Origin of the sequence: Undibacterium sp. Dicai25W (genome assembly GCF_049340505.1) — a bacterium.
Lineage (GTDB): Bacteria > Pseudomonadota > Gammaproteobacteria > Burkholderiales > Burkholderiaceae_D > Undibacterium > Undibacterium jejuense.
This window is the reverse complement of sequence record NZ_JBMPOQ010000001.1, coordinates 410,635-434,585: the sequence shown is the minus strand read 5'-3', so window position 1 is coordinate 434,585 and position 23,951 is coordinate 410,635. Positions and strand designations below refer to the sequence as shown.

Below are 23,951 nucleotides of genomic sequence, written 5' to 3'. Positions count from 1 at the left end.
CTGAGGATAAGCCCTGCTACGTTGTTGGCTAAGACGGTGTAACAGAAATGCTTATTTTCAGTTGGAACAAGAATTATGCAAAATGAGCGTTGTAGCAGGACCGACAATGTCTTAACACCCATGTTATCCAAAAAACCACTAAGACAACGCTATTTTTGTATAAGCCCTATAAAAAACCGCCCGGCAAATCTGCGGGCGGTCTCAAGTTTAACAGCTAATCGAATTATTGATCTTTGATCTTTGATCTTCGATCTTCGATCTGCGTCAGGATAAGTGTATTTGATCAGAGCTGTTGAATACCTGCTAAGACCCAACCGCCTTGTCCATTGACTGGTTTAGTCAAGTTCCAGACTTCCGTAAATGGTTCTGCCGGTGCGTTTTGTGCCTCTTTGATCATGCCTGTGAATTTAACGCTGGCCAGATGATCATTACCAGTATTTTCGATTCCCAGCAATTCAGCATCGATAGATACGACATCGGTAACGTTTGCCGTTGTACCACGTTCCTGAATTTCTAATTTCAATTCAGCATACATTTCCGGTGTGGTGAATTCACGCAGGTCATTGATATCTGCCTTATCCCACGCGGCTTGCAAACGAATAAAGTAGGTTTTTGAATTGCGCAAAAATGCTGGTACGTCGAAATCAGCCGGAATACTCCAGGTTGCAGCCGATACTGGCGCTGCAGCAGCACTTTGCATAGGTTGCGGGTCAATACGCGAACCGATCTCAGGCGTTGCAGTATTGCTCATACCAGCATACGCAGGCTGATCAAAGCGTGATACAGAGCTTGGGGCATTATTGTTGCCGCGGAATAAGCGAATGACAAAGAAAATCGCCAGACCGATCAAGGCAAACGTCAACAAGGAACCCAGCATACCGGCAGCCGCGCCACCAAAGCCAAAGTGTGACAAAGCTGCGCCCAACAAGGCACCGCCAACCAGACCGCCAACAATACCTTTCCAAGGGCTGGCTGGCTTAGGCGGCACAGCAGGTGCTTGTGGTGCCGCCGGAGCCGCTGCAGGCGCAGCCGGACGTTGTTGATTCAGATTATTGGTATTGGACGGTGTCGCCGGTGCTGCCTGACGAGACACATTGTTTGACTGGCGGCCAACAGAGCCACCACCACCCATGCGTTTTGCGTCGGCGTCATGCATCGTCATTGCCAATGTACTGGCAACCATTACCATGGCGATTAAAAATTTTTTCATTTTGTTCATTCCTTCAGAGTGCTGAGTAGTAACTAAATTGCGAACTAAATTGCGAACTAAGTCGCAAATTATCCTGCAAACTAAGCTGAGATTCCTCTCGCAGCACACAACAGGTATGCTGCTACAGCTTAATGCCAGTGTGCAAAGCTGCCACGCCAGCTGTTAAATTGAAATACTGAACTTTTTCAAGCCCAGCAGTTTCCATCATGTTTTTCAGGGTTTCCTGATCCGGATGCATGCGTATGGATTCCGCCAGATAACGATAACTTTCGGCGTCTCCTGCAATTTTTTGCCCCATCCAAGGTAAGATTTTGAATGAGTACAAGTCATACGGTTTTTGTAAGACATCAGGAACCTTAGAAAATTCCAAAACTAATAATTTTCCACCCGGTTTTAATACACGCTGCATTTCTGCCAGAGCCTGATCCTTGTGTGTCATGTTGCGCAGACCAAAGGCCACCGTGACGCGATCAAAATAGTTATCAGGAAATGGTAACTTTTCGGCATCACAGAGCAAGGTGGGGGTAATCAAGCCTTTATTCAAGAGGCGATCGCGTCCAACTCGCAGCATGGACTCATTAATATCGGTATGCCAGACCTCGCCCGTCTTACCAGCTTGTTTGACAAACTCTTTGGTCAGGTCTCCAGTGCCGCCAGCGATATCGAGCACTTTGAAGCCCGGGCGCACGCCAGCCTGGGCGACGGTGAAAATCTTCCAGATGCGATGCAAGCCGCCAGACATTACATCGTTCATGATGTCGTATTTGGCAGCAACCGAGTGAAATACCTCGGCAACTTTATGCACTTTTTGGTCTTCTTCGACTGTGGTGTAACCGAAATGGGTAGTATTGCTCATGATCTCAAGACTCCTATGGGATGCGGCATTATAGGGGAAGTAGTTGCGAAAGGCATCAATTGGAAAGGAATAAAATTGCAATTAATACAATATTATTCCTTTGTATGAGCTATCACGGCGCGCAGATTTGTTAACAATGAGGGACAAAATTTGACCTGTCGTGAGAGCCGAGGCAAAAACTTAATGGCCGAGAAAAGCTTTATCTATCAGCTTTTTTAGCTCCCTGTATATCACGCCCCTTCGTCCCTGCCCTCGTCTCTGACCTCCTCCCGCTTGCGGAAGAAGGTTTCTTAGACACTATTTTTGCGCATGATCAATCACTCTGATGCTCATGTTAATCCGAGGATTTCATGTTATTGAGTTAAGCTTTATTCGCTTGCTTGAGGCAACGCGATACTACGTAATTGAAAGCGACCATCGTCGTTAAACAGCCAGGTTTCGGAAACATCAAAACGACCGCCTCGTAATAACCGAGGATTTGGAGCTGGAAATGGCGCGCTATTTTGCAGACTAGCGAGCGCCGTCGTTTCCGCATACTTATCCTGATTACTGCGGACTATTTCAGCCTTGACTAAGCGACCGTCTGCCGCCAACACATAATGAACAACGACGACCGAACGGAGCATCGCTTGTGGATTGCCGACATACACAAAATTGGCATTCATTTGCGCTATTTTGCTGGCAATTTCTACTTTGTAGTTATCAACAGAATCTGCGACAGAGCGCGTACTACTTGATGCTTTTTGTACTTCCATGTTGCGACCGGAAGTACCCGAGGGCAAGGGAGCCGGTCTGGTATAGAAATCATTCGGGTATTGACTAACGCAGGCGCTCAGCAAACCCGACATCGTAGCGATGATGAAACGCTTTTTCATGATTGTCTCCAGAAAAAAACGCTGACCTTTAAGTTATTGTTAATCAGTTAGAACTGATACGGTTAACGTCGCTTGCCGACATGACGCTGACCCTAAAATCATCTATCTGGTAACTTAAAGTAAAAATCATTCAATCGCTATCAATAGACTAATGCGAGTGACCACAAGAACTCGCCTTTGCTTGCATAGGTGCATCGCGCCCCGTTTCATCCGGGTATCCTGCGGCTTGCAAGCGCTGCAAATAGTCTTGCCATAGCTGCGCCTGATTATCGCCTAACCAATACAGATAATCCCAGGTAAAAATACCCGAACTATGTTCATCAGAGAACATTGGCTTTACAGCGTAATTGCCAACTGGCTCTATGCCGATCAATCCCACATCGCGCTTACCGGTTTGCAAGGTTTCTTGTCCTGGGCCATGCCCTTTGACTTCAGCGGATGGAGAATAAACGCGCATTAGTTCAAACGGGATAGAGAATGCTTTGCCGTCGTCAAAACTAATTTCGAGCACGCGTGATTGAGTACGTGCATTGAGGGCGGTAGGTTGTGGTTTGTCGTGACTCATCGTTTGCAGTTTCAGTTGTTCAGTTTAGCGCGTATCGCTGCGCGTAATTGCGGCAAGAGTTTGCGCCGTGCATCTACGGTGCTGACTTCAGGTGCGCTAGCATTTGCTGCCGCCCATACTGGATTTGGGAAATGCGCATCGTCGGTATAACGTGGAATCACATGCCAATGGACATGTGGAACCATATTACCCAAACTAGCCAGATTGATTTTATGCGGCTGCATGATTTCTCGAACCACGGCTTCAGTTTGCCATACGACTTGCATCAAAGCCCCTCTGTCAGCATCACTCATGTCCGTCATTTCTTTGACATGTGCATTCCAGATCACACGACAAAATCCCGGATAATTTGCATCATCAACCAGAATAACGCGCAACTGAGCGTTACTGACAATCACATCGCCACGGCTACTATCGCAGAGTTCGCACCGCACTTCTTTACCGTCAATACTCACACTAAGACCCTTTCTATACCGCCGTTGTTGGCTTTGGCAACGTATTCTGGCATCCAGTTTTCGCCCAGAATATGCTTGGCCATTTCAACCACGATGTAATCAGCGTCGGTATTGCTGTCATCGTTATAACGTGACAAACCTTGCAAACACGACGGGCACGAAGTCAGAATTTTGACATCGCCAGTAAATCCATCGGCACGCAACTTATCTGCGCCCTTGGTCATTTCGCTCTCTTTACGGAAACGAATCTGTGTAGAAATATCCGGACGCGTCACTGCCAAGGTACCAGACTCACCGCAACAACGATCATTCTTTTCGATTTTGACATCGCCATTGCTGCCGGTAATCAAGGCATTCACGGTCTTCAATGGGTCTTGCAATTTCATTGGCGTATGGCAAGGGTCGTGGTACATATAACGCGTACCAGTGACGCCTTCGAGTTTGACGTTTTTCTCCATCAGATATTCATGGATATCAACGATACGGCAACCCGGAAAAATCTTATCGAATTCATAGGTCGACAATTGGTCGTAACAAGTACCGCATGACACGATGACGGTTTTGATATCCAGATAATTGAGCGTATTGGCCATGCGGTGGAACAAGACGCGATTATCGGTCATCATTTTCTCCGCTTTGTCGAACTGGCCGCTACCACGTTGCGGGTAACCGCAGCACAAATAGCCTGGTGGCAGTACGGTTTGCACGCCAACATTCCATAACATCGCTTGCGTTGCCAAACCAACTTGTGAGAACAAACGTTCTGAACCGCAGCCTGGGAAATAAAATACTGCTTCTGTATCTGCATTGGTCGTTTGTGGATTACGAATAATCGGCACTACTTTGTCATCTTCAATATCCAACAATGCGCGCGCAGTTTTCTTGGGTAAATTGCCCGGCATTTTTTTGTTGATGAAGTGAATTACCTGCTCTTTGATCGGTGCTTTACCGACGCTGGCCGGCGGTGCTTTGGTTTGCTTTTTGGCAAATTTTTTCAGCAAATCATGACCAAAGCGTTGGGCTTTGTAGCCCCAGCCTATCATTACTTCGCGAGTCATATTAATCGTCGCCGGATCCGTCGCGTTCAAAAAGAACATCGACGCAGCAGTACCTGGATTAAATTTTTTCTGACCCATTTTACGCAGCAGATTGCGCATATTCATCGACACATCACCGAAGTCGATATCGACCGGGCATGGGTTCACGCATTTATGACATACCGTGCAATGATCAGCCACATCAGAAAATTCATCCCAATGTTTGATCGAAATACCGCGGCGGGTTTGTTCTTCGTATAAAAAGGCTTCGACTAACAGGGATGTCGCCAGGATTTTATTGCGTGGCGAGTACAACAAATTCGCCCGTGGCACGTGCGTCGCACACACTGGTTTGCATTTGCCACACCGTAAGCAATCCTTCACGCTATTCGCAATCGCACCAATATCGCTTTGCTGCATGATGAGAGATTCATGCCCCATCAGGCCAAATGAAGGTGTGTAAGCATTGCGTAAATCCGCAGCAAAATCCGGCAGGTTCAGCAATTTACCTTTATTGAAGCGGCCCTCAGGGTCAATGCGTAACTTATACGAACGGAAATCTTTGATTTCGTCTTCGGTCAAAAACTCCAGCTTGGTAATACCAATGCCATGCTCACCCGAGATCACACCATTGAGCGAACGTGCTAAGACCATAATGCGCGCTACCGCATGATGCGCGACTTGCAGCATGTCGTAGTCGTCAGAATTAACTGGCAAATTAGTATGTACATTGCCATCGCCTGCGTGCATATGCAAAGCGACAAACACGCGGCTACGCAAAATTTTCTTGTGAAGTGCTACGCACTCATCGAGAATTAATTTAAACGCTGCACCATTAAATATCTGGCGTAAATGCGCACGCACTTCGGTTTTCCATGAAATGCGAACAGTGCGATCCTGAACGATAGAAAATACGCTGGCATCTGGCTGACGTTGTAATCTTTCATCAAACACAAATGCCAGCTTATCGAGACCGAGTTCCAGCAAATCTGCCTTTGCTTCAGCCAAGGGCTTGTCCAGATTGTTCAGTAGGTAAGTCCAGCGTGCCTGCGTTTGTTTCAGCAAGACCTCGGTCTGATTAACCCGGTCTTCCAGCATTTCTTCAGCGGAAATTTCATCCGCTTCTGCATCTTCGTTTTTACCTAGCGGTAAATGTGGTTTGGCAAAAAACTCTTGCAAAGCCGTAACTAGTGCGAGTTTATTTTGTATCGACAATTCGATATTAATGCGCTCAATGCCGTCGGTATATTCGCCCATACGATCGAGCGGAATGACCACGTCTTCATTGATTTTAAACGCATTAGTATGTTTGGAAATAGCGGCCGTTTTTGCGCGATCGAGCCAGAATTTTTTACGTGCTTCCGGACTTACTGCCACAAAACCTTCGCCCACACGCGTGTTCGCAATGCGGATCACTTCCGACGCTGCTTGCGCTACCGCGTTTTCATCGTCACCAACGATGTCACCAAACAGCGCCATCTTAGGCAATACACCACGCTTGGATTTGGTGGTGTAACCAACGGCACGCAGATAACGTTCATCCAGATGTTCCAGGCCAGCCAGAATCGCACCGCCTTTTTTAGTTTCGCCATCGAGGTAATCTTTGATTTCGACGATACTAGGAATCGCGTCACGTGCCTGACCGAAAAATTCCAGACAAACAGTACGTGCGTATTTTGGCATCTTGTGCAAAATCCAGCGTGCCGATGTAATCAGGCCGTCGCAGCCTTCTTTTTGCACACCAGGCAAACCAGCAAGAAACTTATCGGTAACGTCTTTACCCAGACCTTCTTTGCGGAAGACGCGGCCTTTGATATCGAGTTGTTCGATTTTGAAAGGCTGCTTCTCACCGGGGTGTGTCCATTCCAGTTTAAACTTGGCAAGTTCAACATCGTGAATCTTGCCCAGATTGTGTTCCAGGCGCGTAACTTCCAGCCAATCGCCATTTGGATCAACCATCTTCCACGAAGCCAGATTATCGAGTGCCGTGCCCCACAACACCGCTTTTTTACCACCGGCATTCATGGCGACGTTGCCGCCTATGCATGAAGCTTCAGCAGAAGTAGGATCAACGGCAAACACAAATCCCGCTTTTTCAGCGGCATCAGAAACCCGTTTGGTCACCACGCCAGCACCGGAATAAATCGTCGCGTAATCACGATCGACACCTGGCAAGCGCGTCATTTCAACTTCGCCGAGTTGTTCTAATTTTTCGGTATTAATCACTGCCGACATGGGCGTCAATGGAATCGCGCCGCCGGTATAACCTGTGCCACCGCCGCGAGGGATAATGGTCAGTCCCAGTTCGATACAGCTTTTGACCAGACCAGCCATTTCATCTTCAGTATCCGGCGTCAACACAACAAATGGATATTCGACGCGCCAGTCGGTTGCGTCAGTCACGTGTGAAACACGGCTTAAGCCATCAAATTTGATATTGTCTTTGGCTGTATAGCGTGACAATAAGCGATTCGCTTTTTTACGCAAATCGTAGGTATCGCGAAATTCTTTAGAAAAATCGGCAACCGCTTTACGCGCTGCCTGCACTAGCGTTTCTACGCTATTGCTGCGTTCCGCATCGTCGTCATTCGCTGTGTTGACGCGGCGTTTTTCGACTTCTGCCAGACGATGATTTAAAGCGTCGATCAAATCCTGACGGCGCTTAGGATTATCCAGCATATCGTCTTGCAAATACGGATTGCGACGCACCACCCAGATATCACCCAGCACTTCGTACAACATGCGTGCGGAGCGGCCTGTTTGACGTTTGCCACGTAATTGATCCAACAATTGCCAGGCATCTTCGCCGAGCAAGCGGATCACAATTTCGCGATCAGAAAACGAGGTGTAGTTATACGGAATTTCCCGGACACGGGTCGGTGCGGCACCTTGCGGCGAATCTGCAAGCAAGGCCTGAATGTGGGCTGGAGCGTTCATCAGAGACGTGGTTAGACGGATTGCAGACCAATACCTGAAAGTTCAGCAAACCGCGGTTTACTGAGTCGGCGTGGTATCAGTCCTGGATTTAAAGACTCATTCTAGCGTATTGCGATGCACCATGCGGCAACAGCCTTGAAGTTTGTAAGGCAATGATAGGTATTTGTGGCAATTTTCCAAAGCTTATTCGGGGAAATGTACGATTTATTTTCAAAAACCGTCTTTAGTTGCAAGATAGCAATGCAAATTATGAAGCCTATTAAAACTTGCGCATCTTAATGTCTAAAAACATGTAAAACCTGTCTACATCTGGGATAAGTGATTGTGCAAGCACAGAAATTTGTATGTACTATTTGACACATAGTGCAAGCTTGGCTTTACACTGTCACTCCGTTATTTTTTTACCAGGGGATCACTTTGTTAAAAGATGTTGTCCGTAGGCTGCTTGGATTATCAGGGTTGCTATTGTGTGGTGCAGTACATGCAGAAATTACGCCATGTCGGTTGCCTGATTTTCCGCAAGAACTTCGTTGCGGTAAAGTCGAGCGGCCTTTAAATCCAGATGACGTCACTGGAAAAAAAATCGATATTCAGTATGTCATTTTGCCATCGCAAGATAAAAATAAATTACAAGACGCGATATTTTTACTCGCTGGTGGTCCTGGGCAAAGCGCAATCAATGTCGCCAGTTTTGGGCAAGCAATACTGAGTCGCCTTAACAAACGTCGTGATATCGTGTTTGTTGATCAACGCGGTACTGGGCGCAGTGCATCGCTGGCTTGTCCTGAAGTTGAAAACGCCGCTGATGTCGAGAATGAAGATCAGATGCTGAAAAAAACCGAGGCATGCCTGGCACGGTTAAAAAAGCTTCCTTACGGTGATTTACGATTTTTTAGCACCAGCATCGCGGTGCAAGATTTAGAAGCGGTCAGAAAGCAACAAGGCTACGACAAAATTAATCTGGTGGGTGCATCCTACGGCACACGGGTTGGCCTTGAATATATGCGGCAGTTTCCGCAATCAGTGAAGCGTGTTGTACTTGATGGCGTGGTGCCACCAGAGATGAGTTTGCCATCGGGCGATGCGCAGGCGGCACTTGATGGCGTGTTTGCGGATTGTGCAAAGCAAACTGCATGTAATGCCAGCTACCCAAATCTGGCGCATCGATGGCAGCATTTGTTGGCGAGTATGCCTAAACAAATCAGTGTCATTCATCCACGCTTAGGCACGCCATTGAACTTTGAAATGCGCCGCGAGTTATTGCTGAGTCTGGTGCATAAAACTTTATACACATCGACGACTACTAGTGCTTTGCCTTATGCAATTACGCAGGCAGAACATGGAAATTATCAAGCGTTGGTGACTTTAAGCGGTGCCACCAATTTACCTGGCCCAGGCTCAATTAATTATGGCATGCACTTTTCTGTCTGGTGTTCTGAAGCTTTCTCTCATCAGTTGCCACCGGCTAAAGATGAGTTTGAACAAATGATGAATCACATGTATGAGCGCACGTGTAAAAACTGGCCGCGCGCAACAATTCCGCCAGAATTTTTCACCATCCCCCCTGCACAGTCACCTGTGCTTTTGCTCAGCGGTGGGATTGATCCGGTGACACCAATACGTCATGGCGCGGCGGTAGCAACAGCACTGGGTGCAAATGCCATCCATGTCACTTTGAACAATGCCGGGCACGGATTGATGGCACAAGGTTGTGTACGCGATGTTGTGTACCGTTTTTTGAATACGAAACAAAATAGTGATGCTCTGAAAATTGATAGTAGTTGCGTGCGACCTATACCCCGCCCTTTAGCCTGGCAACCGTTGCAGGAATCTAAGGAGCAACAACCATGATTATCGTCAATGACTTACATAAAAAATTTGTCCGCCACGACAACCCCAGCATTAAAAACTTGCGTGACCTCACACGCCTGATTGGTTTGCAAAAGAAAACTGAGCAAGTTGTCTATGCCGTCAATGGCGTGAACTTTACCGCAAATGATGGCGCGATCACAGGCTTACTTGGTGCCAATGGCGCAGGTAAAACCACGACATTGCGTATGGTGGCTGCATTGTTGCAACCCGATATGGGAGACGTCATGGTCGATGGTGTTCAGGTACGGGCTGGCGTGTCATCGACGCAATCGCAAATGGGCGTATTATCTGACGCCCGTGGTTTGTATCCACGTCTGACTGCACGTGAAAACATCCACTACTATGGCATTTTACACGGCATGACACAGGAAATGACTATTCACCGTACGGAGCAGCTCGCCGAATGGCTGGATATGCGGCAATTATTGGATCGCCGCACAGATGGCTTTAGTCAGGGCGAACGCATGAAAACTGCTTTGGCACGCGCCTTAGTCCACGATCCTAAAAACATTATTCTCGATGAGCCAACCAATGGACTTGATGTCGTGGCCACACGGGCATTACGTGAATTCTTGCGCTGGTTGCGCTCTCCGGAAGGCGGTGCAAAATGTATCATCTTCTCTACTCACATCATGCAAGAAGTAGAGCGTCTGTGCGATGACGTCGTGATCGTGGCGCAGGGCCGCAATGTGGCGCGTGGCAGTGTAGAAGAATTGATGCAACAGGCTAATGAGGCGAATTTTGAGGACGCCTTCGTGCGCTTAGCATTTTTAGAAAAGCAGAACTTGACTCAAGGAGGTCATCAATGAAAGCGTTGCTGGCTATCATCCGGAAAGAGCTAAAAGATGCGTTGCGTGATCGCCGGACCTTAATGACGGCGTTGTTTAGCTCATTACTCGGCGCACCGTTAATATTGCTGGTGTTTTCTACCGTGCTTTCACAAGTCGAATCACAAGAAGATAAGCGACAGGTGCTGGCGGTCGGTATGCAATACGCACCGCAGTTAGAAAATTTTATTTTGCGTCAGGGATACCAGATTAAAACTGCTCCTGTTGATTACGAAGCAAAGTCGCGCAGTAAAGAAATTGATCAACCTGTGCTGATCATTTCCGCTGACTTTGAAGAAAAATTATCACACGGTGAAAAAGTGAATCTCGAAGTCGCCTACGATACCTCGAATCGGAACGCAGAATTTGGTGTCCGTCCACTACGGCATTTGCTCGATAGTTATAATCAGGAAGTCATGTTAATGGGGCTGACCATGCGTGGCATTTCATCCGAACTGCTGCAATTGATAGAGGTGAAAGAGCGGTATTTACAAAAACAGGAAGAACGAAAAACTTCAGTAACTGAGATGTTGCCGATGATGGTTTTGATGGCGATTGTTGTTGGTGGCATGTATGCAGCAATCGACACGACCGCCGGAGAACGTGAGCGCGGATCACTCGAGCCTTTGATGATGAATCCGGTCAATGGGTGGCAACTGGCGGTCGGTAAATGGAGTGCTGTTGCGCTGGTGGGTGTGGGGGTCGTTATATTGACAATAGCGAGCTTTTTTCCATCGCAATGGCTGATCAAAAATGACACCTTAAGGGCTGAGTTTCAGTTTAATTTTAAAGACGCCATGTTTTTTCTGATGATTTTGATACCTCTGGCAGCGAGCGTCGCAGCGATGCAAATTGCCGTTGCGCTTGACTGTAAAAGTTACAAAGAGGCACAAGTCAGAAACCAGATCGTGTCCATGTTTATTCCTTTCGTTTCACTCATACCCATCATGTTTCCAGGAAGAGAGCCAGCGTGGTTCAAATGGATTCCGGTACTGGCGCAAAATCAAATGATGAATCAGGTCTTGCGCGGGGAAGCATTGAATTATCTGACAGTTACCATTGCTTTGTTCGTATGTGCTGGATTGACATTCCTTAGCCTTGCCTATATTGCACAAAAAATGCGTAAAGTGGTGATGAGTTAGAGCATTAGGTGACATGAAAAACCCCATTGATCAACAATGATCAATGGGGTTTTTTTATATCGCATCGATTCGGTATTGCCTAGTTAAAGACGCCGGTGTCTGATCAATACTTGCTCAGTTTTCTGAAAATATTTTGTCAGCTTTTCAACCATATAGACGGAACGGTGTTGACCACCAGTGCAGCCTATAGCAACAGTCAGGTAACTGCGATTATCTTGTTTAAAAGCAGGTAGCCACTTAGTAATGAAGTTCAGGATATCCAGATACATATCTTGCGCCATTTCCTGATTATCCAGAAAACGTATGACTGGTTCATCGCGGCCAGTAAGAGGACGCAATAGAGGATCATAGTGTGGATTCGGAATCATACGGACATCAAAAACCAGATCGGCATCCAATGGTACACCGCGCTTGAATGCAAATGATTCAAACATCAGAGTTAATGGTGAACGTTGAATCTGCACTACCACTTTTACCCAAGCACGTAACTGATTCGCGCGCAAATCTGTCGTATCAATTACGTGCGCCAAATTTTGAATACCAGCCAAAATTTCCCGCTCTTCTTCTATACACTCAACCAGACTCAGGTCGACATTCGAAGCCAACTCCATCGCCAGACGATGTGACAAAGGATGGCTGCGACGGGTTTCGGAAAAGCGTGCGACCAAAGAATCGGTGCTAGCGGTTAAAAACAATACCCTGACATCATGTCCCAGATCACGCAGATCCTGTAGTGTTTGCGGCAAACCTGAGAGTAAATGTGCGCTACGGGAATCGATAGAGATTGCCGCGTTGGTATGATCTTCCTGGCTCAGAGTTTTAATCAGACCCGGTAATAAGCTGGGGGGCAGGTTATCGACGCAATAGTAACCAGCATCTTCCAATACGTTAAGCGCAACCGACTTTCCGGAACCGGAGATGCCTGAGATAAGTAATATCTGCATATTAATCTCCGGCTTCCATCGCCCGACGTTGTCTTTCCATGAAGTCTTCTAACGTATTAATACCGCGTAGTTGTAAGATAGTATTACGCACCGCCGCCTCCAACAGAACCGCAATATTGCGCCCTGCAGCGACAGGAATTACCACTTTACGGATAGGCAAACCCAATACATCTTCGGTTTGCGAATCAATTGGCAGACGTTCGTAATTTTCTTCCAACGTACTGCGTCGAACCAGATGCACAATCAGTTTCAGACGCATTTTGCGACGCACTGCAGTTTCACCAAAAATGGTTTTGATATCTAGCAAGCCCAGACCGCGTACCTCTAGCAAGTTTTGCAGTAATTCAGGGCAGCGACCTTCTATCATGTTCGGTGCAATACGCGAAAATTCGACCGCATCATCTGCGACCAAGCCATGGCTACGTGAAATCAGTTCTAGCCCCAATTCGCTCTTACCTAAACCTGATTCACCGGTAATGAGTACACCAACGCCCAGTACGTCCATAAAAACACCGTGCATCGTGATACTTTGCGCGAGCTTTTTAGACAGATAAACTCGCAAATAATCAATCGCCTGTGCTGATGGATAAGGCGTAGAAAATAGTGGGATATTATTGTCGTCGCAGGTGGTCAGAAACGGTGGTGGTGATTCCAGCCCTTGGGCTACGATCAATGCAGGTGGGCCGCCAGCGACCAGTTCACGGATCAAATTTGCGCGCGAGGCGTTGGATAAGCGGTTGTAATAAGCGAGTTCCTGATGCCCCAGCACTTGTATGCGTCCCGGATGGATCAAGTTAAGGTGGCCGACCTGATCTGCTGATGAAGCTGCATCGCCAGTAATTTGCTTATCTGCACCTGCAAAACCGGCAAACCAACCCAGTTGCATGATGTCACGATTGTCATCGTAGATTTTTTGTATCGTTAATTCGGTAAATAAGGGCATGGCGATAAAGTAAATCCAGCGACAACAAACAGGTTAATCAGGGTGCGGCTGATATATCCGGGCGCCACGCGAGAATTTTCTCGTAAATAACACTGGCACTCGGTTCAGAATTGAGTTCATTACGAAAGCTCTCGTTTGAAAGCATTTCTGCAATTTCAGATAATATCTCAAGATGCTGTTGCGTGACATTGTCCGGCATTAGCAGGAAAATCAATAAGTTTACGGGTTGCGCATCCGGAGACTCAAACGGAATGGCTTCTTTTAACCTGACCAGTGCGGCGATCGGTGCTTTGAGTCCCTTGATTCTGCCATGTGGTACAGCGACACCGTGGCCTAAGCCAGTGGATCCCAAGCGTTCACGGGCAAACAGATTATCCGAAACTGTAGAACGGGCAATGCTGCAATTATTTTCAAACAGCAAGCCTGCCTGTTCAAAGGCCCGTTTTTTACTGGATATCTCTAAATCCAGAAGTACATTGGCTAAAGGAAGAATTTTTGCAATATTGGTCATGGTGCAAGATCTGGTTACAGCAATAAAATAGGTGGCGCGGCGCTGAATTGAACCAAATTATAGGCTTCTTTTTATAAACTTGTTTAAATAAACATGCTCTTACAACTGCCTGTTGTTCTGAAGTAGCTTCTCAAATTGTTCCACAGGCAGGGGTTGACTAAAATAAAAACCTTGCATTTCCTGGCAACCAGAGTCAGTCAAAAAGAGCATTTGCTCAGCATTTTCTACACCTTCTGCGGTCACACTCATTCCTAAAGCCTTGGCCATCGCAATAATTGCATGGGTCAACACGACAGAATCCTGATTAGCCGGAATTTTATGAATGAACGAGCGGTCAATTTTTAGATTATCGATAGGAAAACGCTGGAGATATGAAAGCGAAGAGAATCCAGTGCCAAAATCATCCAATGAAATACTGACGCCAAGTTTTTTAATGGATTCAAATACCGGCAACAGTAAATCCAATTCCCCCATTAACAAACCTTCGGTAATCTCTAACTGCAATGCGGATGGAGGCAATTTTGTTTCTTGCAACGTATGTTCAATAAATTTACACAGACTCGGGTCTTGAAATTGCTTAGGCGATATATTGACACTGACCACAATATCTGGTGCCAGATGCGCACGCCATGCGCAGGTTTGCCGACAAACCTGCTCTAACACCCAACGCCCTAAGGGCAGAATTAAACCAATTTCTTCGGAAATAGGAATAAATTCAGTTGGCGGTATGAGTCCCATGCCGGGCATTTGCCAGCGTACCAAGGCTTCGGCGCCAACGATACGTGAAGTTTCCAAAGAAATTTTTGGTTGGTAATACACCAAAAATTCTTGTTCTGTCAGCGCCCGGCGCAAGTTGGTTTCCAGCGCATAACGATGCTGAGCCCGCACATTTAATTCAGTAGTAAAGAATTGATAGTTATTTCTTCCCGACTCTTTAGCATGATACATCGCTGAATCAGCGCAGCGCATCAACGTTGCGGCATCACTCCCATCGTGTGGGAATACGCTGATACCGATCGAGGTGCCAAGATGATATTCATTGCTATCGATCAAAAATGGATCGCGCATTTTTGCCAGCACACGCTCCCCAAGATCACGTAAAAACTGGGCATCAGGAACGTTCTCGACAATAATCACAAATTCATCACCTCCCAGGCGCGCTAATAAATCGGTCGAGCGTATGCAAGAATTTAAACGTCCTGACACGTCTCGCAATAACATGTCACCAGCTGCATGTCCGGCTGTATCATTCACATTTTTAAATCGGTCGAGATCGAGAAATAACAGAGCTACGCGTTGCTGATGTCTATAGGCATCGCTTAATGCTTTTGTGAGTCTGAGATTCAATTGATGACGATTTGGCAGCCCGGTTAATGCATCAAACGATGCCATAAAGTTGAGCTGACGCTGGGTTTCCCGGACTTCGGTGGTATCGGTAAATGAAATTAACACTGCCGAAATGGAAGCATTACTCTTCTTAAAAATGGGCAAACAATTCACCAGTAACCAAACAACCGATCCATCGCTAAGTTCGACACCGGTAGAGAGATTTAAAATTGGAGTACCATTCTTAAAGACAAAAGAGGCAGGATCATCACCCAGCTTTAGCATCTGTCCGTCTTCACCAAAAATGCGTTTGAAATAGCGATGACGACGTCCAACGTTATTGACATCACCAATTTTTAAAATACGCAAGGCGCTAGGATTGCTAGTGATAATTTGACCACCTGGCGCAATCACCATGATACCTTCAGATAAATTGGTGACCACGGAGCGATAGCGTTCTTCGCTTTCCTCCAGGCTTTGTTCCATATTTTTTTTATCGATCGCCAGACCAATCAGGTCACAGGCATCGACTATCATCGCGTGTTCATCGTCGGTCGGGCTATGTGTCTCTTTGCAATACACATCGACAGTGCCAAGTACGCTATTAAAGGCAGTGGTGATTGGTACGGACCAGCACGAACGCAAACCATGTGCGATAGCGCTAGATTTAAATTTTTCCCAGATAGGACTGACTTCAATATCCTGAACAATAGTCAAGCGATTGTAGAAAATCGCGGCCGCAGATGAGCAACTATTGATCCCAATCGGAATATTGCGTAACTGTTGAGAGAATTCTTCCGGCAATCCCGGACCTGCACCAAAATTGAGCGTCTGCGTACTTTGATCGAATAAGCTGATAGCGCACATGGAACCATTTGCTAACAGACGTTCCATACGGTCACAGACATCCTCCAAAATATGCGACAAAGGTTTATCCAACGCGATCATTTCGAGAATTTCTTTCTCGTGATGCAGTGCTTCTTGTACCCGGTTGGCTTTGGCTTTGACCGGGTCGCTTTGTGACAATTGATGAACTTTCGCTGTTGCACCTTGCTGCGGTGCTGCTTCACGCACGCTGATTAAAATCGCGGCTTGCGAATGATAACTAAATTGCCTGCTTTGAACTTCGATATCAATTGATTGGCCATCGAGGCGTATGCATTGGTAAAACTGTCTATCCGGTGTATTTGGAGAGCCCGGATTTTTAAGTAGTTGTTTTACTGTTTCGTGATGGCGTGCAACCAGAAAAGTCTCAGGCTTTGAGCCTATCAACTGATGCAATCCGGTTGCTTTCATCAAATCAAGGCCTGCTGGATTTGCGTAGGCAATGCAATCGTCAATTAAAACGTATATTGCGCCGGGGAGATGTTCGAGTAAGCTTGGGTACCAGTCATGGTTGACCATTTGTTCACGGGCACTGGCACTCAGCAAAGTAATGGGCGATATCACGAAAACAATCTAAAAAAAACAATTTAATTTATCTACGATGTTTGTGCGGTCAGGAAGTTTATTTCCGGCAGCAATCATGGCAAAGAGTGCGCATGTTCGTCAACATTTAATTTAAATTTGACGAACTACGTTGTCGGAAATTTCCATCCTCTTTCAAAACTACAGCAACCATGAAGAGAATAAATTAATTTAAGTCTATACGAACAAATAACAAAAGTACGTCACCGTTACCTTTGTTCTTAGACAGACGAGGTACATACGCAGCCATCAGCTTCGTATTTTTTGTACCGATAGAAGCGACTGGCAGTGCGATAGGGAATGGGACGCCTTTAAAATAATCTGTACGGCTGATCAACGAATAGGTATAACCACCACCAATTTCAATATTGCCCGCAATGGGTTTCATCCACTGATAGGCATAACCTGCCATAGGCTGAGGTTTGTAATGCGAATCGGAAATGATCATTGCATAAACTAATTCTTCATTGTCTTTTTCATCTCGGATGGCTTTCGTAAAACCCAGACCCCAGGCGTTTTCGTTCAGTTCCGAAATTTTTTCAGGCGTGTACGTATTGCGTCCATGATGTGCGAGACCGGACAAGTTAAGCGACATTGCACCTTCATCGACAATCTTTGTCATCTTGCGTTTGGCTCTTTCATACCAACCTGGTTGATCTTCAGCCTGCACTTGAGCTAGAGGGGCTCCGGTTGTAGATGCAACTGGCGACGATGCTATCGCGCTTTCTACGACGGGCTGCGGTGTTATTTGTGCCGACGCTGTTGAAGCGACTGCCAAGCTTAAAAGTAATGTAGAAATGCTGATGCATTTGCCTAAAAATGGCGTTCGGGAGTTCATGGCTTAATTTAAGGAAAAATAAAAGAAAATTTAAAAATAAACAGAAATTAGAAAATTATTGGCGCGCATTTCTGCCGTTGCCGGGTTGCTGACCGGTTGAAAAATTACTACGCCACGGATTAATATCGAGACCACCACGACGGGTGTAACGCGCATACACTGCTAGTTTTTGCGGTTTGCAATGCTGCATGATGTCGACAAAAATTCGTTCTACACACTGTTCATGGAATTCATTGTGATTGCGAAAACCAATCAGGTAGCGCAACAAGCTTTCCTGATCAATTTGCGATCCTACATAACGAATTTGCACACTGCCCCAATCCGGCTGCCCGGTCACCAGACAATTCGATTTCAGCAGATGCGATAGCAGCGTTTCCTCCACTGGTGCTTCGTCGTGATTGGCGCTTAACAATGCAGGATTCGGGGTATAGGTATCGACTTCAATATCGAGTCGGTCAAGCAAACGACCTTCCAGTTCCTGCATTTTCAGTTGACTAAAATTTTCTGATAAACATAAGCTGACGTGTACTGACGCACCAACTGCTGCCGATAAATCTTTTTTAAGTAAATCAGTCAATGCTTCCGGACTGGCCAAGCGCGTTTGATTGAAACTATTCAAATAGAGCTTGAACGATTTGGACTCAATAATATTTGCCGACTCTGCAGGAACTGTCACTGTTGCAATCGCTACTTGTGGCTTACCGCGCTGATTTAGCCACGACACTTCATAGGCATTCCAAATGTCCACGCCAAAAAATGGCAGGCTCGCACCGACGCCGATTTCTGCGCGCTTTTCGGAGCGCGGAATCGGGAACAGTAGTGAAACATCATATTCGGCTTTATACGTCGCCGCTTTACCTAACAAAGATTGTTCAGGTGAATTAGTAGAGGTAGCGTCAGTCATTGCAAGTTCTATCGTAGTCAGCTTAAAGTTCGGCCAAAAAAAATCAGCCTAAAAATAATTGGTAAACGGGATTTTTACTCTCATCCCAGTAGCGATAACCGAGTGTGGATAAAAATTCGCGGAAAATTTTCATTTCCTTTTTTGGCACCTGTAAGCCCACCAGCGTACGGCCATAATCTGCACCGTGATTGCGGTAGTGGAACAAACTGATATTCCAGTTCGGTGCCATGCTATTGAGGAAGCGCATCAGCGCCCCTGGTCGTTCAGGGAACTCAAAGCGGTACAGCAATTCGTTTTCCGCCAGTGCACTCTTGCCACCTACCAGATGACGAATATGCAGCTTGGCCAATTCATCGTGCGTCAAATCGAGAGTTGCAAAGCCGTGTTTTTCAAAATTCTTCGCAATTTTGCTTGATTCGAGTTTGTCATTGACCTGGATACCGACAAAAATATGCGCAGCTTTTTCATCGCTGATGCGGTAGTTGAATTCAGTCACATTACGCGCACCAACCAGTTCGCAGAAGCGTTTAAAGCTACCGCGTTCTTCTGGAATGGTGACGGCAAAAACGGCCTCGCGTGCTTCACCGACCTCAGCGCGCTCTGCAACAAATCGCAAACGATCAAAGTTCATGTTAGCACCGCAAGCGATGGTCACCATCGTTTCATTTTTAAGCGGCTTTTTATTCGCTTTGGCGCGTTCGATATAGGCTTTGCAACCAGCAACAGCCAATGCACCAGCAGGTTCCAAAATACTACGTGTATCTTGAAACACGTCTTTAATCGCAGCACACACTGCATCGGTATCGACAGTGATGACCTCATCGACATACAGCTTCGCCAGACGGAAGGTTTCTTCACCGACTAATTTGACCGCAGTGCCATCAGAAAATAAACCGACATCATTGAGAGTCACGCGCTTGCCAGCTTTCAGACTACGCGCCATCGCGTCTGAGTCGGTAGTTTGTACACCAATGATTTTTATTTCAGGGCGAATAGCTTTCACGTACGCTGCAACACCTGCGATCAGACCTCCGCCTCCGATTGCCACAAAGATGGCATGGATAGGTTCCGAGCGTTGGCGCAAAATTTCCATACCGACGGTTCCTTGTCCAGCAATCACATCGGGATCATCAAACGGATGGACAAAAGTCAGCTTACGCTTTTTTTCCAATTCCAACGCGTGTCCGTAGGCATCTGTAAAGGAGTCGCCAAACAGAACAACTTCTACATTCTCGCCACCATGCGAACGCACAGCATCAATTTTGACTGGCGGTGTGGTGGTGGGCATCACAATCACGGCTTTGCAGCCCACGCGTTTAGCACTTAATGCGACGCCTTGTGCATGATTGCCAGCGGACGCACAAATCACGCCGCGCTTTAATTGGGCTGGCGAGAGGTGAGCGATTTTATTGTAGGCACCACGGATTTTGAAGCTGAACACACTTTGCATGTCTTCACGCTTGAACATAATTCGATTATCCATACGGGCTGACAGGCTGGGTGCAAATTCCAGCGGAGTTTCAAAGGCGACGTCGTAGACGCGGGCAGTCAGGATCTTTTTCAGATAATCGGTGCTCATAAGCTTCAAAAGTAAGGTGAATTAATAGTTGAGATTTTTTACAGTTTTTACAGCAAACAACGACAGCAAACAATCACAGCGTGATAACACGAACTCGTCGACGAAAGTAGGGTTTTGCCAATACTTCAGCTATTAACAATGATACCTAAGCACATTTGTGGTGAGGCTTTCGGTTCATTTCCGACAATTGCTTAGTGGTAATTTAATGGTAATTTAATGGTGATTTTTTAGAATAAAGCCTAGCTATTATAATGGATGCCCTTTAGCCTTACCTCAGGAATCCATGATAGACGCAGCAATTCATTGGTTATTAAACGTTTTAGCAGTACCAGAAATCGGTTTAACGTCAGTCTTTTTGATCAGTTTCATTTCTGCAACGCTGATTCCTCTTGGCTCAGAACCTGCAGTATTTGCAGTCATCAAAGCTAATCCGGAATTATTCTGGCCAGTATTAATTGTCGCAACGATAGGTAATACCCTGGGTGGCGTGGTTGATTACGGCATGGGTTATGCAGCAAAACAAGCATTCAGCCGCGAACGCGACAGTTTCTGGTTTGCCTGGCTCAAACGTTTTGGACCTAAAACTATGCTTTTAGGCTGGCTGCCTGTCATTGGCGATCCGATTTGTACGCTAGCGGGTTGGCTGCGGTTGCCGTTCTGGCCTAGTGTTGTCTACATGGCGATTGGTAAATTTTTACGCTACATCACGATGACCTATCTTTTATTAAAGGTTCCGGATGGCTTTTGGCATCGCGTCGGTGAGTTATTGGGGTAATCAGGCCAAAGTTGTTTGTTGTTGTGACAAGTCCTCATATTTGTAGTCAAGTTGTCTTATTTCTTGTCTATACTTTTACGACCGTCTATCAGTTTTTGCTTCTACAAACTGACAGGTGTCCAGATAGTTAATGAAAAATCAATGTCAAAATAACGATAAATTGATACATTCTGGCAACTAGTCTGGGATAATGACGCTTTCATTTCACTTCATCCTTAAGAGGACTAAGAACATGCAGCAAGCAAATACGCCACGTCGTGGCTTTATTCAAGGCATGATCGCAACAGCTGCCGGTGTGACACTGACAACATCTGCTATCGCTAAGAATACTGATGTTAAAACTGTTGTTTTGGATAACGCCAAATGGTCGCCACGCAACCATGACTTGGTTGCCGCATTGATCGCCAAGCATGGCATTACCAGCAAAAAGTACTCTGCAAAGCGTAAACCGTATGCCGTATTTGACTGGGACAACACCAGTATCATGAACGACTGCGAAGAAGCTTTGTTGATGTACCAAATCAATAACCTCGCGTTCAAACTGACGCCTGCTGAGTTTTCCGCGATCATTCGCCAAAACGTTCCTGCTGGTAATTTCGCGCCAGATTACAAAAATGCAGCTGGTACTGTCGTTGACCTGGATAGCCTGTGCACGGATCTGGATAGCGACTACGCATACTTGCATGCAAATTACAAAGGCATGGCAGGCAGCATGAGCTTGGCACAAATCGCAGAAACGCCACAATTCCAGGATTTCCGTTCCAAACTGTATTTCATGTATGAAGCAGTAAATGACACGCATGGTGTTAATGTTGGTTATCCATGGGTTATTTACTTCTTCGCGAATATGACAGTGAGTGAAGTGGCTCAACTGGCAGAGGCATCCAACGATGCAAATCTGGGCATGGGCTTGTCTAAAGTCAAATACACCAGCCCGGCATCTTTACCAGGTAAAGCAGGCGTGGTAACGACTGCACATTTCCACGGTATCCGTTTGTGTACAGAAGTTGCTACGTTGATGGACACTTTCCGTCAAAACGGCTTCGACGTTTATGTCAGTACTGCTTCGTTGGAGCACGTTGTGGGCGTATTCGCTTCCAATCCAAAATATGGCTACCATGTACCACGTGAAAATGTATTAGGCCTGCGTTTGGAACAAGATGGCGAAGTATTGAAAAATGCTTACCGCAAAGACTGGCCTCTGAACTGGGGTCCAGGCAAAACTGTCGTGATCAAGCGTGAATTGGTTGCAAGTAAAGGCTACGGTCCAGTGTTTGTTGCTGGCGATAGCGATGGCGACTACGATATGTTGCGCGATTTCCAGGACACAGAATTGGGTCTGATCGTGAACCGTCTGAAAAAAGGAAAAATTGGTGAGTTGTCTAAATTAGCTGCCGACAGCATCAAAGAAGCTCATCCACGTTTCGCATTGCAAGGTCGTCAAGAATCGACAGGTAACTGGTTGCCTGTCGAAACCACACTGAAATACGGCAAAACTTCAGCAGCATTGGTTGGTTAATTATTTACCTGAATTTACCTGAATTTGCCTGAATAGCTTATTGAATAATTTTTCTATAAGCTATATGTAAGGCTTTACACTTAGCAAAAACGCCCATGCTGAACATGGGCGTTTTTTTATTATCCGAGGCTTTCAGTCAAAACACTGCCCATCTGGAATCTCATTTTCATAGCATTGACGAAATTGATGCATCGCCCCCAAGCTCAGGAAACGCTGGGTTGAATAAGAGTTTTTATGTTTCAGCTGCTAAAGACATTAACAAAGTCTTGATCGGTGCAGGTAATGCTGCATCACGCATTTCGGATAAATTCATCCAGACATGCGTATCCTCAGAAACTACAGAATATCGCTGATCCAACGCAATGAAGAGTGGTTGAATATGTAATTTAAAATGAGTAAACACATGCTCTATCAACGGCATTTTTCGCATGCTGCCCACTTCGCCAAATTGAGCGATTGTTTGTTGTAATACATGCTCGTCAATGCTATTTGGTGGAACATCTTTTTCCAATGCCGTCATTCCATTCAACTCTGGCAACGATAACAGACCGCCCCAAATTCCACTGTCTGGGCGACGCTCAAGCAAAACCTGGTTATTGCTGAGCAAAACTAACATCACAGCATGTTTTTCTTTGATCTGCTTTTTCGGCTTACGGGTTGGTAATTCGGCGGTGCGATTTTCTGCGTATGCTACACATCGCGCTTGCAAAGGGCAACGTGGGCAGGCCGGACTGCTGCGGGTACACAAGGTCGCACCCAAATCCATCAAGCCCTGGGTATAGGCCTCTATGCCAACTTCGGGCAACAATGCCATTGCCCTTTGCCATAAATCATCTTCGATTGGTTTACTGCCAGGATAACCTGCGATACCAAATACTCGTGTAAATACGCGTTTGACATTGCCGTCCAAAATCGCTGCCGTCGTGCCATAGGAAAAAGCCGTGATCGCCGCTGCCGTCGAGCGTCCTATACCGGGTAGTTGCTCCAGCAACAAAGGATCGACTGGAAAGTGCCCATCATATTTTTCAACAACCTGCTTTGCACATTGATGCAAATTACGAGCGCGGGTGTAGTACCCAAGACCACTCCAGTGCGCCATGACAGATTCTGCGGGTGCTGCAGCGAGATCAAATACAGTGGGAAAGCTTTGCAGAAATTTTTCGTAGTAGGGAATAACGGCCGTTACCTGAGTTTGCTGCAACATAATTTCCGACAGCCAGACGCGATAGGCTTCGCGGCTTTGTTGCCATGGCAGCAGATGTCTGCCATGTTGCTTTTGCCATTGAATGACGGCATGTGAAAAACTGGGATCAACAAATTCAGGATGAATAAAATTGGCGGCCGCAGCCGCCGGAATACGACGTTTCAT

General features: G+C 46.3%; 19 protein-coding genes. 5 read left to right on the top strand and 14 right to left on the bottom strand.

Annotation, left to right across the window (positions count from 1 at the left end; genetic code table 11):
- Nucleotides 1–283: 283 nt before the first annotated feature.
- From ACO0KY_RS02090 to ACO0KY_RS02065, 6 genes are all read right to left on the bottom strand, one after another.
- Entirely contained in the window at nucleotides 284–1,210 is a 927-nt protein-coding gene (locus ACO0KY_RS02090; RefSeq protein WP_422992000.1) for a Tim44 domain-containing protein, read from the bottom strand.
- Nucleotides 1,211–1,331: 121 nt separating this feature from the next.
- Entirely contained in the window at nucleotides 1,332–2,066 is a 735-nt protein-coding gene (gene ubiE / locus ACO0KY_RS02085; protein ID WP_186911126.1) for a bifunctional demethylmenaquinone methyltransferase/2-methoxy-6-polyprenyl-1,4-benzoquinol methylase UbiE, read from the bottom strand.
- 368 nt (nucleotides 2,067–2,434) lie between these two features.
- Entirely contained in the window at nucleotides 2,435–2,941 is a 507-nt protein-coding gene (locus tag ACO0KY_RS02080; RefSeq protein WP_423043805.1) for an energy transducer TonB, read from the bottom strand.
- A gap of 148 nt (nucleotides 2,942–3,089) precedes the next feature.
- Nucleotides 3,090–3,506, bottom strand: a complete 417-nt coding sequence (locus ACO0KY_RS02075) for a gamma-butyrobetaine hydroxylase-like domain-containing protein (protein WP_186911128.1) — start codon at nucleotides 3,504–3,506, stop codon at nucleotides 3,090–3,092.
- Nucleotides 3,507–3,517: 11 nt separating this feature from the next.
- Nucleotides 3,518–3,961, bottom strand: coding sequence for an HIT family protein (locus tag ACO0KY_RS02070; protein ID WP_423043803.1), 444 nt, complete (start codon nucleotides 3,959–3,961; stop codon nucleotides 3,518–3,520).
- The gene (locus ACO0KY_RS02065; RefSeq protein ID WP_423043801.1) at nucleotides 3,958–7,935 is read right to left on the bottom strand and encodes a DUF3683 domain-containing protein; all 3,978 of its coding nucleotides are present in this window, start codon (nucleotides 7,933–7,935) and stop codon (nucleotides 3,958–3,960) included. Before ACO0KY_RS02065 ends, ACO0KY_RS02070 begins: the two co-directional genes overlap by 4 nt.
- A gap of 417 nt (nucleotides 7,936–8,352) precedes the next feature.
- On the opposite strand from ACO0KY_RS02065, the gene ACO0KY_RS02060 reads away from it, so the two are divergent.
- Genes ACO0KY_RS02060 through ACO0KY_RS02050 form a run of 3 tightly spaced genes read left to right on the top strand, consistent with a single transcriptional unit; the run spans nucleotide 8,353 to nucleotide 11,776 of the window.
- Nucleotides 8,353–9,786, top strand: coding sequence for an alpha/beta hydrolase (locus ACO0KY_RS02060; protein ID WP_186911130.1), 1,434 nt, complete (start codon nucleotides 8,353–8,355; stop codon nucleotides 9,784–9,786).
- Nucleotides 9,783–10,616 (top strand): ATP-binding cassette domain-containing protein, encoded by an 834-nt coding sequence (locus ACO0KY_RS02055; protein WP_423043798.1) that lies wholly within the window; start codon nucleotides 9,783–9,785, stop codon nucleotides 10,614–10,616. Before ACO0KY_RS02060 ends, ACO0KY_RS02055 begins: the two co-directional genes overlap by 4 nt.
- Nucleotides 10,613–11,776, top strand: a complete 1,164-nt coding sequence (locus ACO0KY_RS02050; protein ID WP_186911132.1) for an ABC transporter permease — start codon at nucleotides 10,613–10,615, stop codon at nucleotides 11,774–11,776. Before ACO0KY_RS02055 ends, ACO0KY_RS02050 begins: the two co-directional genes overlap by 4 nt.
- Nucleotides 11,777–11,859: 83 nt before the next feature.
- Here the strand turns inward: ACO0KY_RS02050 and rapZ are convergent, their stop codons facing one another.
- The 7 genes from rapZ to ilvA form a co-directional block, all read right to left on the bottom strand.
- Nucleotides 11,860–12,720, bottom strand: a complete 861-nt coding sequence (gene rapZ / locus ACO0KY_RS02045; protein WP_186911133.1) for an RNase adapter RapZ — start codon at nucleotides 12,718–12,720, stop codon at nucleotides 11,860–11,862.
- A 1-nt stretch (nucleotide 12,721) separates the two neighbouring features.
- Nucleotides 12,722–13,663 (bottom strand): HPr(Ser) kinase/phosphatase, encoded by a 942-nt coding sequence (hprK, locus tag ACO0KY_RS02040; RefSeq protein ID WP_186911134.1) that lies wholly within the window; start codon nucleotides 13,661–13,663, stop codon nucleotides 12,722–12,724.
- Between the two features lie 37 nt (nucleotides 13,664–13,700).
- The gene (locus ACO0KY_RS02035) at nucleotides 13,701–14,174 is read right to left on the bottom strand and encodes a PTS sugar transporter subunit IIA (RefSeq protein WP_186911135.1); all 474 of its coding nucleotides are present in this window, start codon (nucleotides 14,172–14,174) and stop codon (nucleotides 13,701–13,703) included.
- Nucleotides 14,175–14,273: 99 nt separating this feature from the next.
- Entirely contained in the window at nucleotides 14,274–16,949 is a 2,676-nt protein-coding gene (locus tag ACO0KY_RS02030; RefSeq protein WP_423043795.1) for an EAL domain-containing protein, read from the bottom strand.
- Nucleotides 16,950–17,133: 184 nt separating this feature from the next.
- Entirely contained in the window at nucleotides 17,134–17,805 is a 672-nt protein-coding gene (locus ACO0KY_RS02025) for a hypothetical protein (RefSeq protein WP_423043793.1), read from the bottom strand.
- A 55-nt stretch (nucleotides 17,806–17,860) separates the two neighbouring features.
- Nucleotides 17,861–18,709, bottom strand: a complete 849-nt coding sequence (queF, locus tag ACO0KY_RS02020) for an NADPH-dependent 7-cyano-7-deazaguanine reductase QueF (RefSeq protein ID WP_423043791.1) — start codon at nucleotides 18,707–18,709, stop codon at nucleotides 17,861–17,863.
- Between the two features lie 43 nt (nucleotides 18,710–18,752).
- Nucleotides 18,753–20,288: a threonine ammonia-lyase, biosynthetic gene (gene ilvA / locus ACO0KY_RS02015; protein WP_423043789.1), complete on the bottom strand. Its 1,536-nt coding sequence runs from the start codon at nucleotides 20,286–20,288 to the stop codon at nucleotides 18,753–18,755.
- A gap of 283 nt (nucleotides 20,289–20,571) precedes the next feature.
- On the opposite strand from ilvA, the gene ACO0KY_RS02010 reads away from it, so the two are divergent.
- Nucleotides 20,572–21,063 carry a YqaA family protein gene (locus ACO0KY_RS02010; RefSeq protein ID WP_423043787.1) on the top strand — a complete coding sequence of 164 codons (492 nt, stop codon included), beginning with the start codon at nucleotides 20,572–20,574 and terminating at the stop codon, nucleotides 21,061–21,063.
- A gap of 232 nt (nucleotides 21,064–21,295) precedes the next feature.
- Nucleotides 21,296–22,582 (top strand): HAD family hydrolase, encoded by a 1,287-nt coding sequence (locus tag ACO0KY_RS02005; protein WP_423043785.1) that lies wholly within the window; start codon nucleotides 21,296–21,298, stop codon nucleotides 22,580–22,582.
- Nucleotides 22,583–22,814: 232 nt separating this feature from the next.
- On the opposite strand, the gene mutY is transcribed toward ACO0KY_RS02005, so the two are convergent.
- The gene (mutY, locus tag ACO0KY_RS02000; RefSeq protein WP_423043783.1) at nucleotides 22,815–23,951 is read right to left on the bottom strand and encodes an A/G-specific adenine glycosylase; all 1,137 of its coding nucleotides are present in this window, start codon (nucleotides 23,949–23,951) and stop codon (nucleotides 22,815–22,817) included.

Excerpts from the sequence above, each read along its gene's own strand:
- ACO0KY_RS02090 (WP_422992000.1), bottom strand. The coding sequence starts at position 1,210 with ATGAAAAAATTTTTAATCGCCATGGTAATGGTTGCCAGTACATTGGCA.
- ubiE (WP_186911126.1), bottom strand. The coding sequence starts at position 2,066 with ATGAGCAATACTACCCATTTCGGTTACACCACAGTCGAAGAAGACCAA.
- ACO0KY_RS02080 (WP_423043805.1), bottom strand. The coding sequence starts at position 2,941 with ATGAAAAAGCGTTTCATCATCGCTACGATGTCGGGTTTGCTGAGCGCC.
- ACO0KY_RS02075 (WP_186911128.1), bottom strand. The coding sequence starts at position 3,506 with ATGAGTCACGACAAACCACAACCTACCGCCCTCAATGCACGTACTCAA.
- ACO0KY_RS02065 (WP_423043801.1), bottom strand. The coding sequence starts at position 7,935 with ATGAACGCTCCAGCCCACATTCAGGCCTTGCTTGCAGATTCGCCGCAA.
- ACO0KY_RS02055 (WP_423043798.1), top strand. The coding sequence starts at position 9,783 with ATGATTATCGTCAATGACTTACATAAAAAATTTGTCCGCCACGACAAC.
- ACO0KY_RS02050 (WP_186911132.1), top strand. The coding sequence starts at position 10,613 with ATGAAAGCGTTGCTGGCTATCATCCGGAAAGAGCTAAAAGATGCGTTG.
- rapZ (WP_186911133.1), bottom strand. The coding sequence starts at position 12,720 with ATGCAGATATTACTTATCTCAGGCATCTCCGGTTCCGGAAAGTCGGTT.
- hprK (WP_186911134.1), bottom strand. The coding sequence starts at position 13,663 with ATGCCCTTATTTACCGAATTAACGATACAAAAAATCTACGATGACAAT.
- ACO0KY_RS02035 (WP_186911135.1), bottom strand. The coding sequence starts at position 14,174 with ATGACCAATATTGCAAAAATTCTTCCTTTAGCCAATGTACTTCTGGAT.
- ACO0KY_RS02025 (WP_423043793.1), bottom strand. The coding sequence starts at position 17,805 with ATGAACTCCCGAACGCCATTTTTAGGCAAATGCATCAGCATTTCTACA.
- queF (WP_423043791.1), bottom strand. The coding sequence starts at position 18,709 with ATGACTGACGCTACCTCTACTAATTCACCTGAACAATCTTTGTTAGGT.
- ilvA (WP_423043789.1), bottom strand. The coding sequence starts at position 20,288 with ATGAGCACCGATTATCTGAAAAAGATCCTGACTGCCCGCGTCTACGAC.
- ACO0KY_RS02010 (WP_423043787.1), top strand. The coding sequence starts at position 20,572 with ATGATAGACGCAGCAATTCATTGGTTATTAAACGTTTTAGCAGTACCA.
- ACO0KY_RS02005 (WP_423043785.1), top strand. The coding sequence starts at position 21,296 with ATGCAGCAAGCAAATACGCCACGTCGTGGCTTTATTCAAGGCATGATC.
- mutY (WP_423043783.1), bottom strand. The coding sequence starts at position 23,951 with ATGAAACGTCGTATTCCGGCGGCTGCGGCCGCCAATTTTATTCATCCT.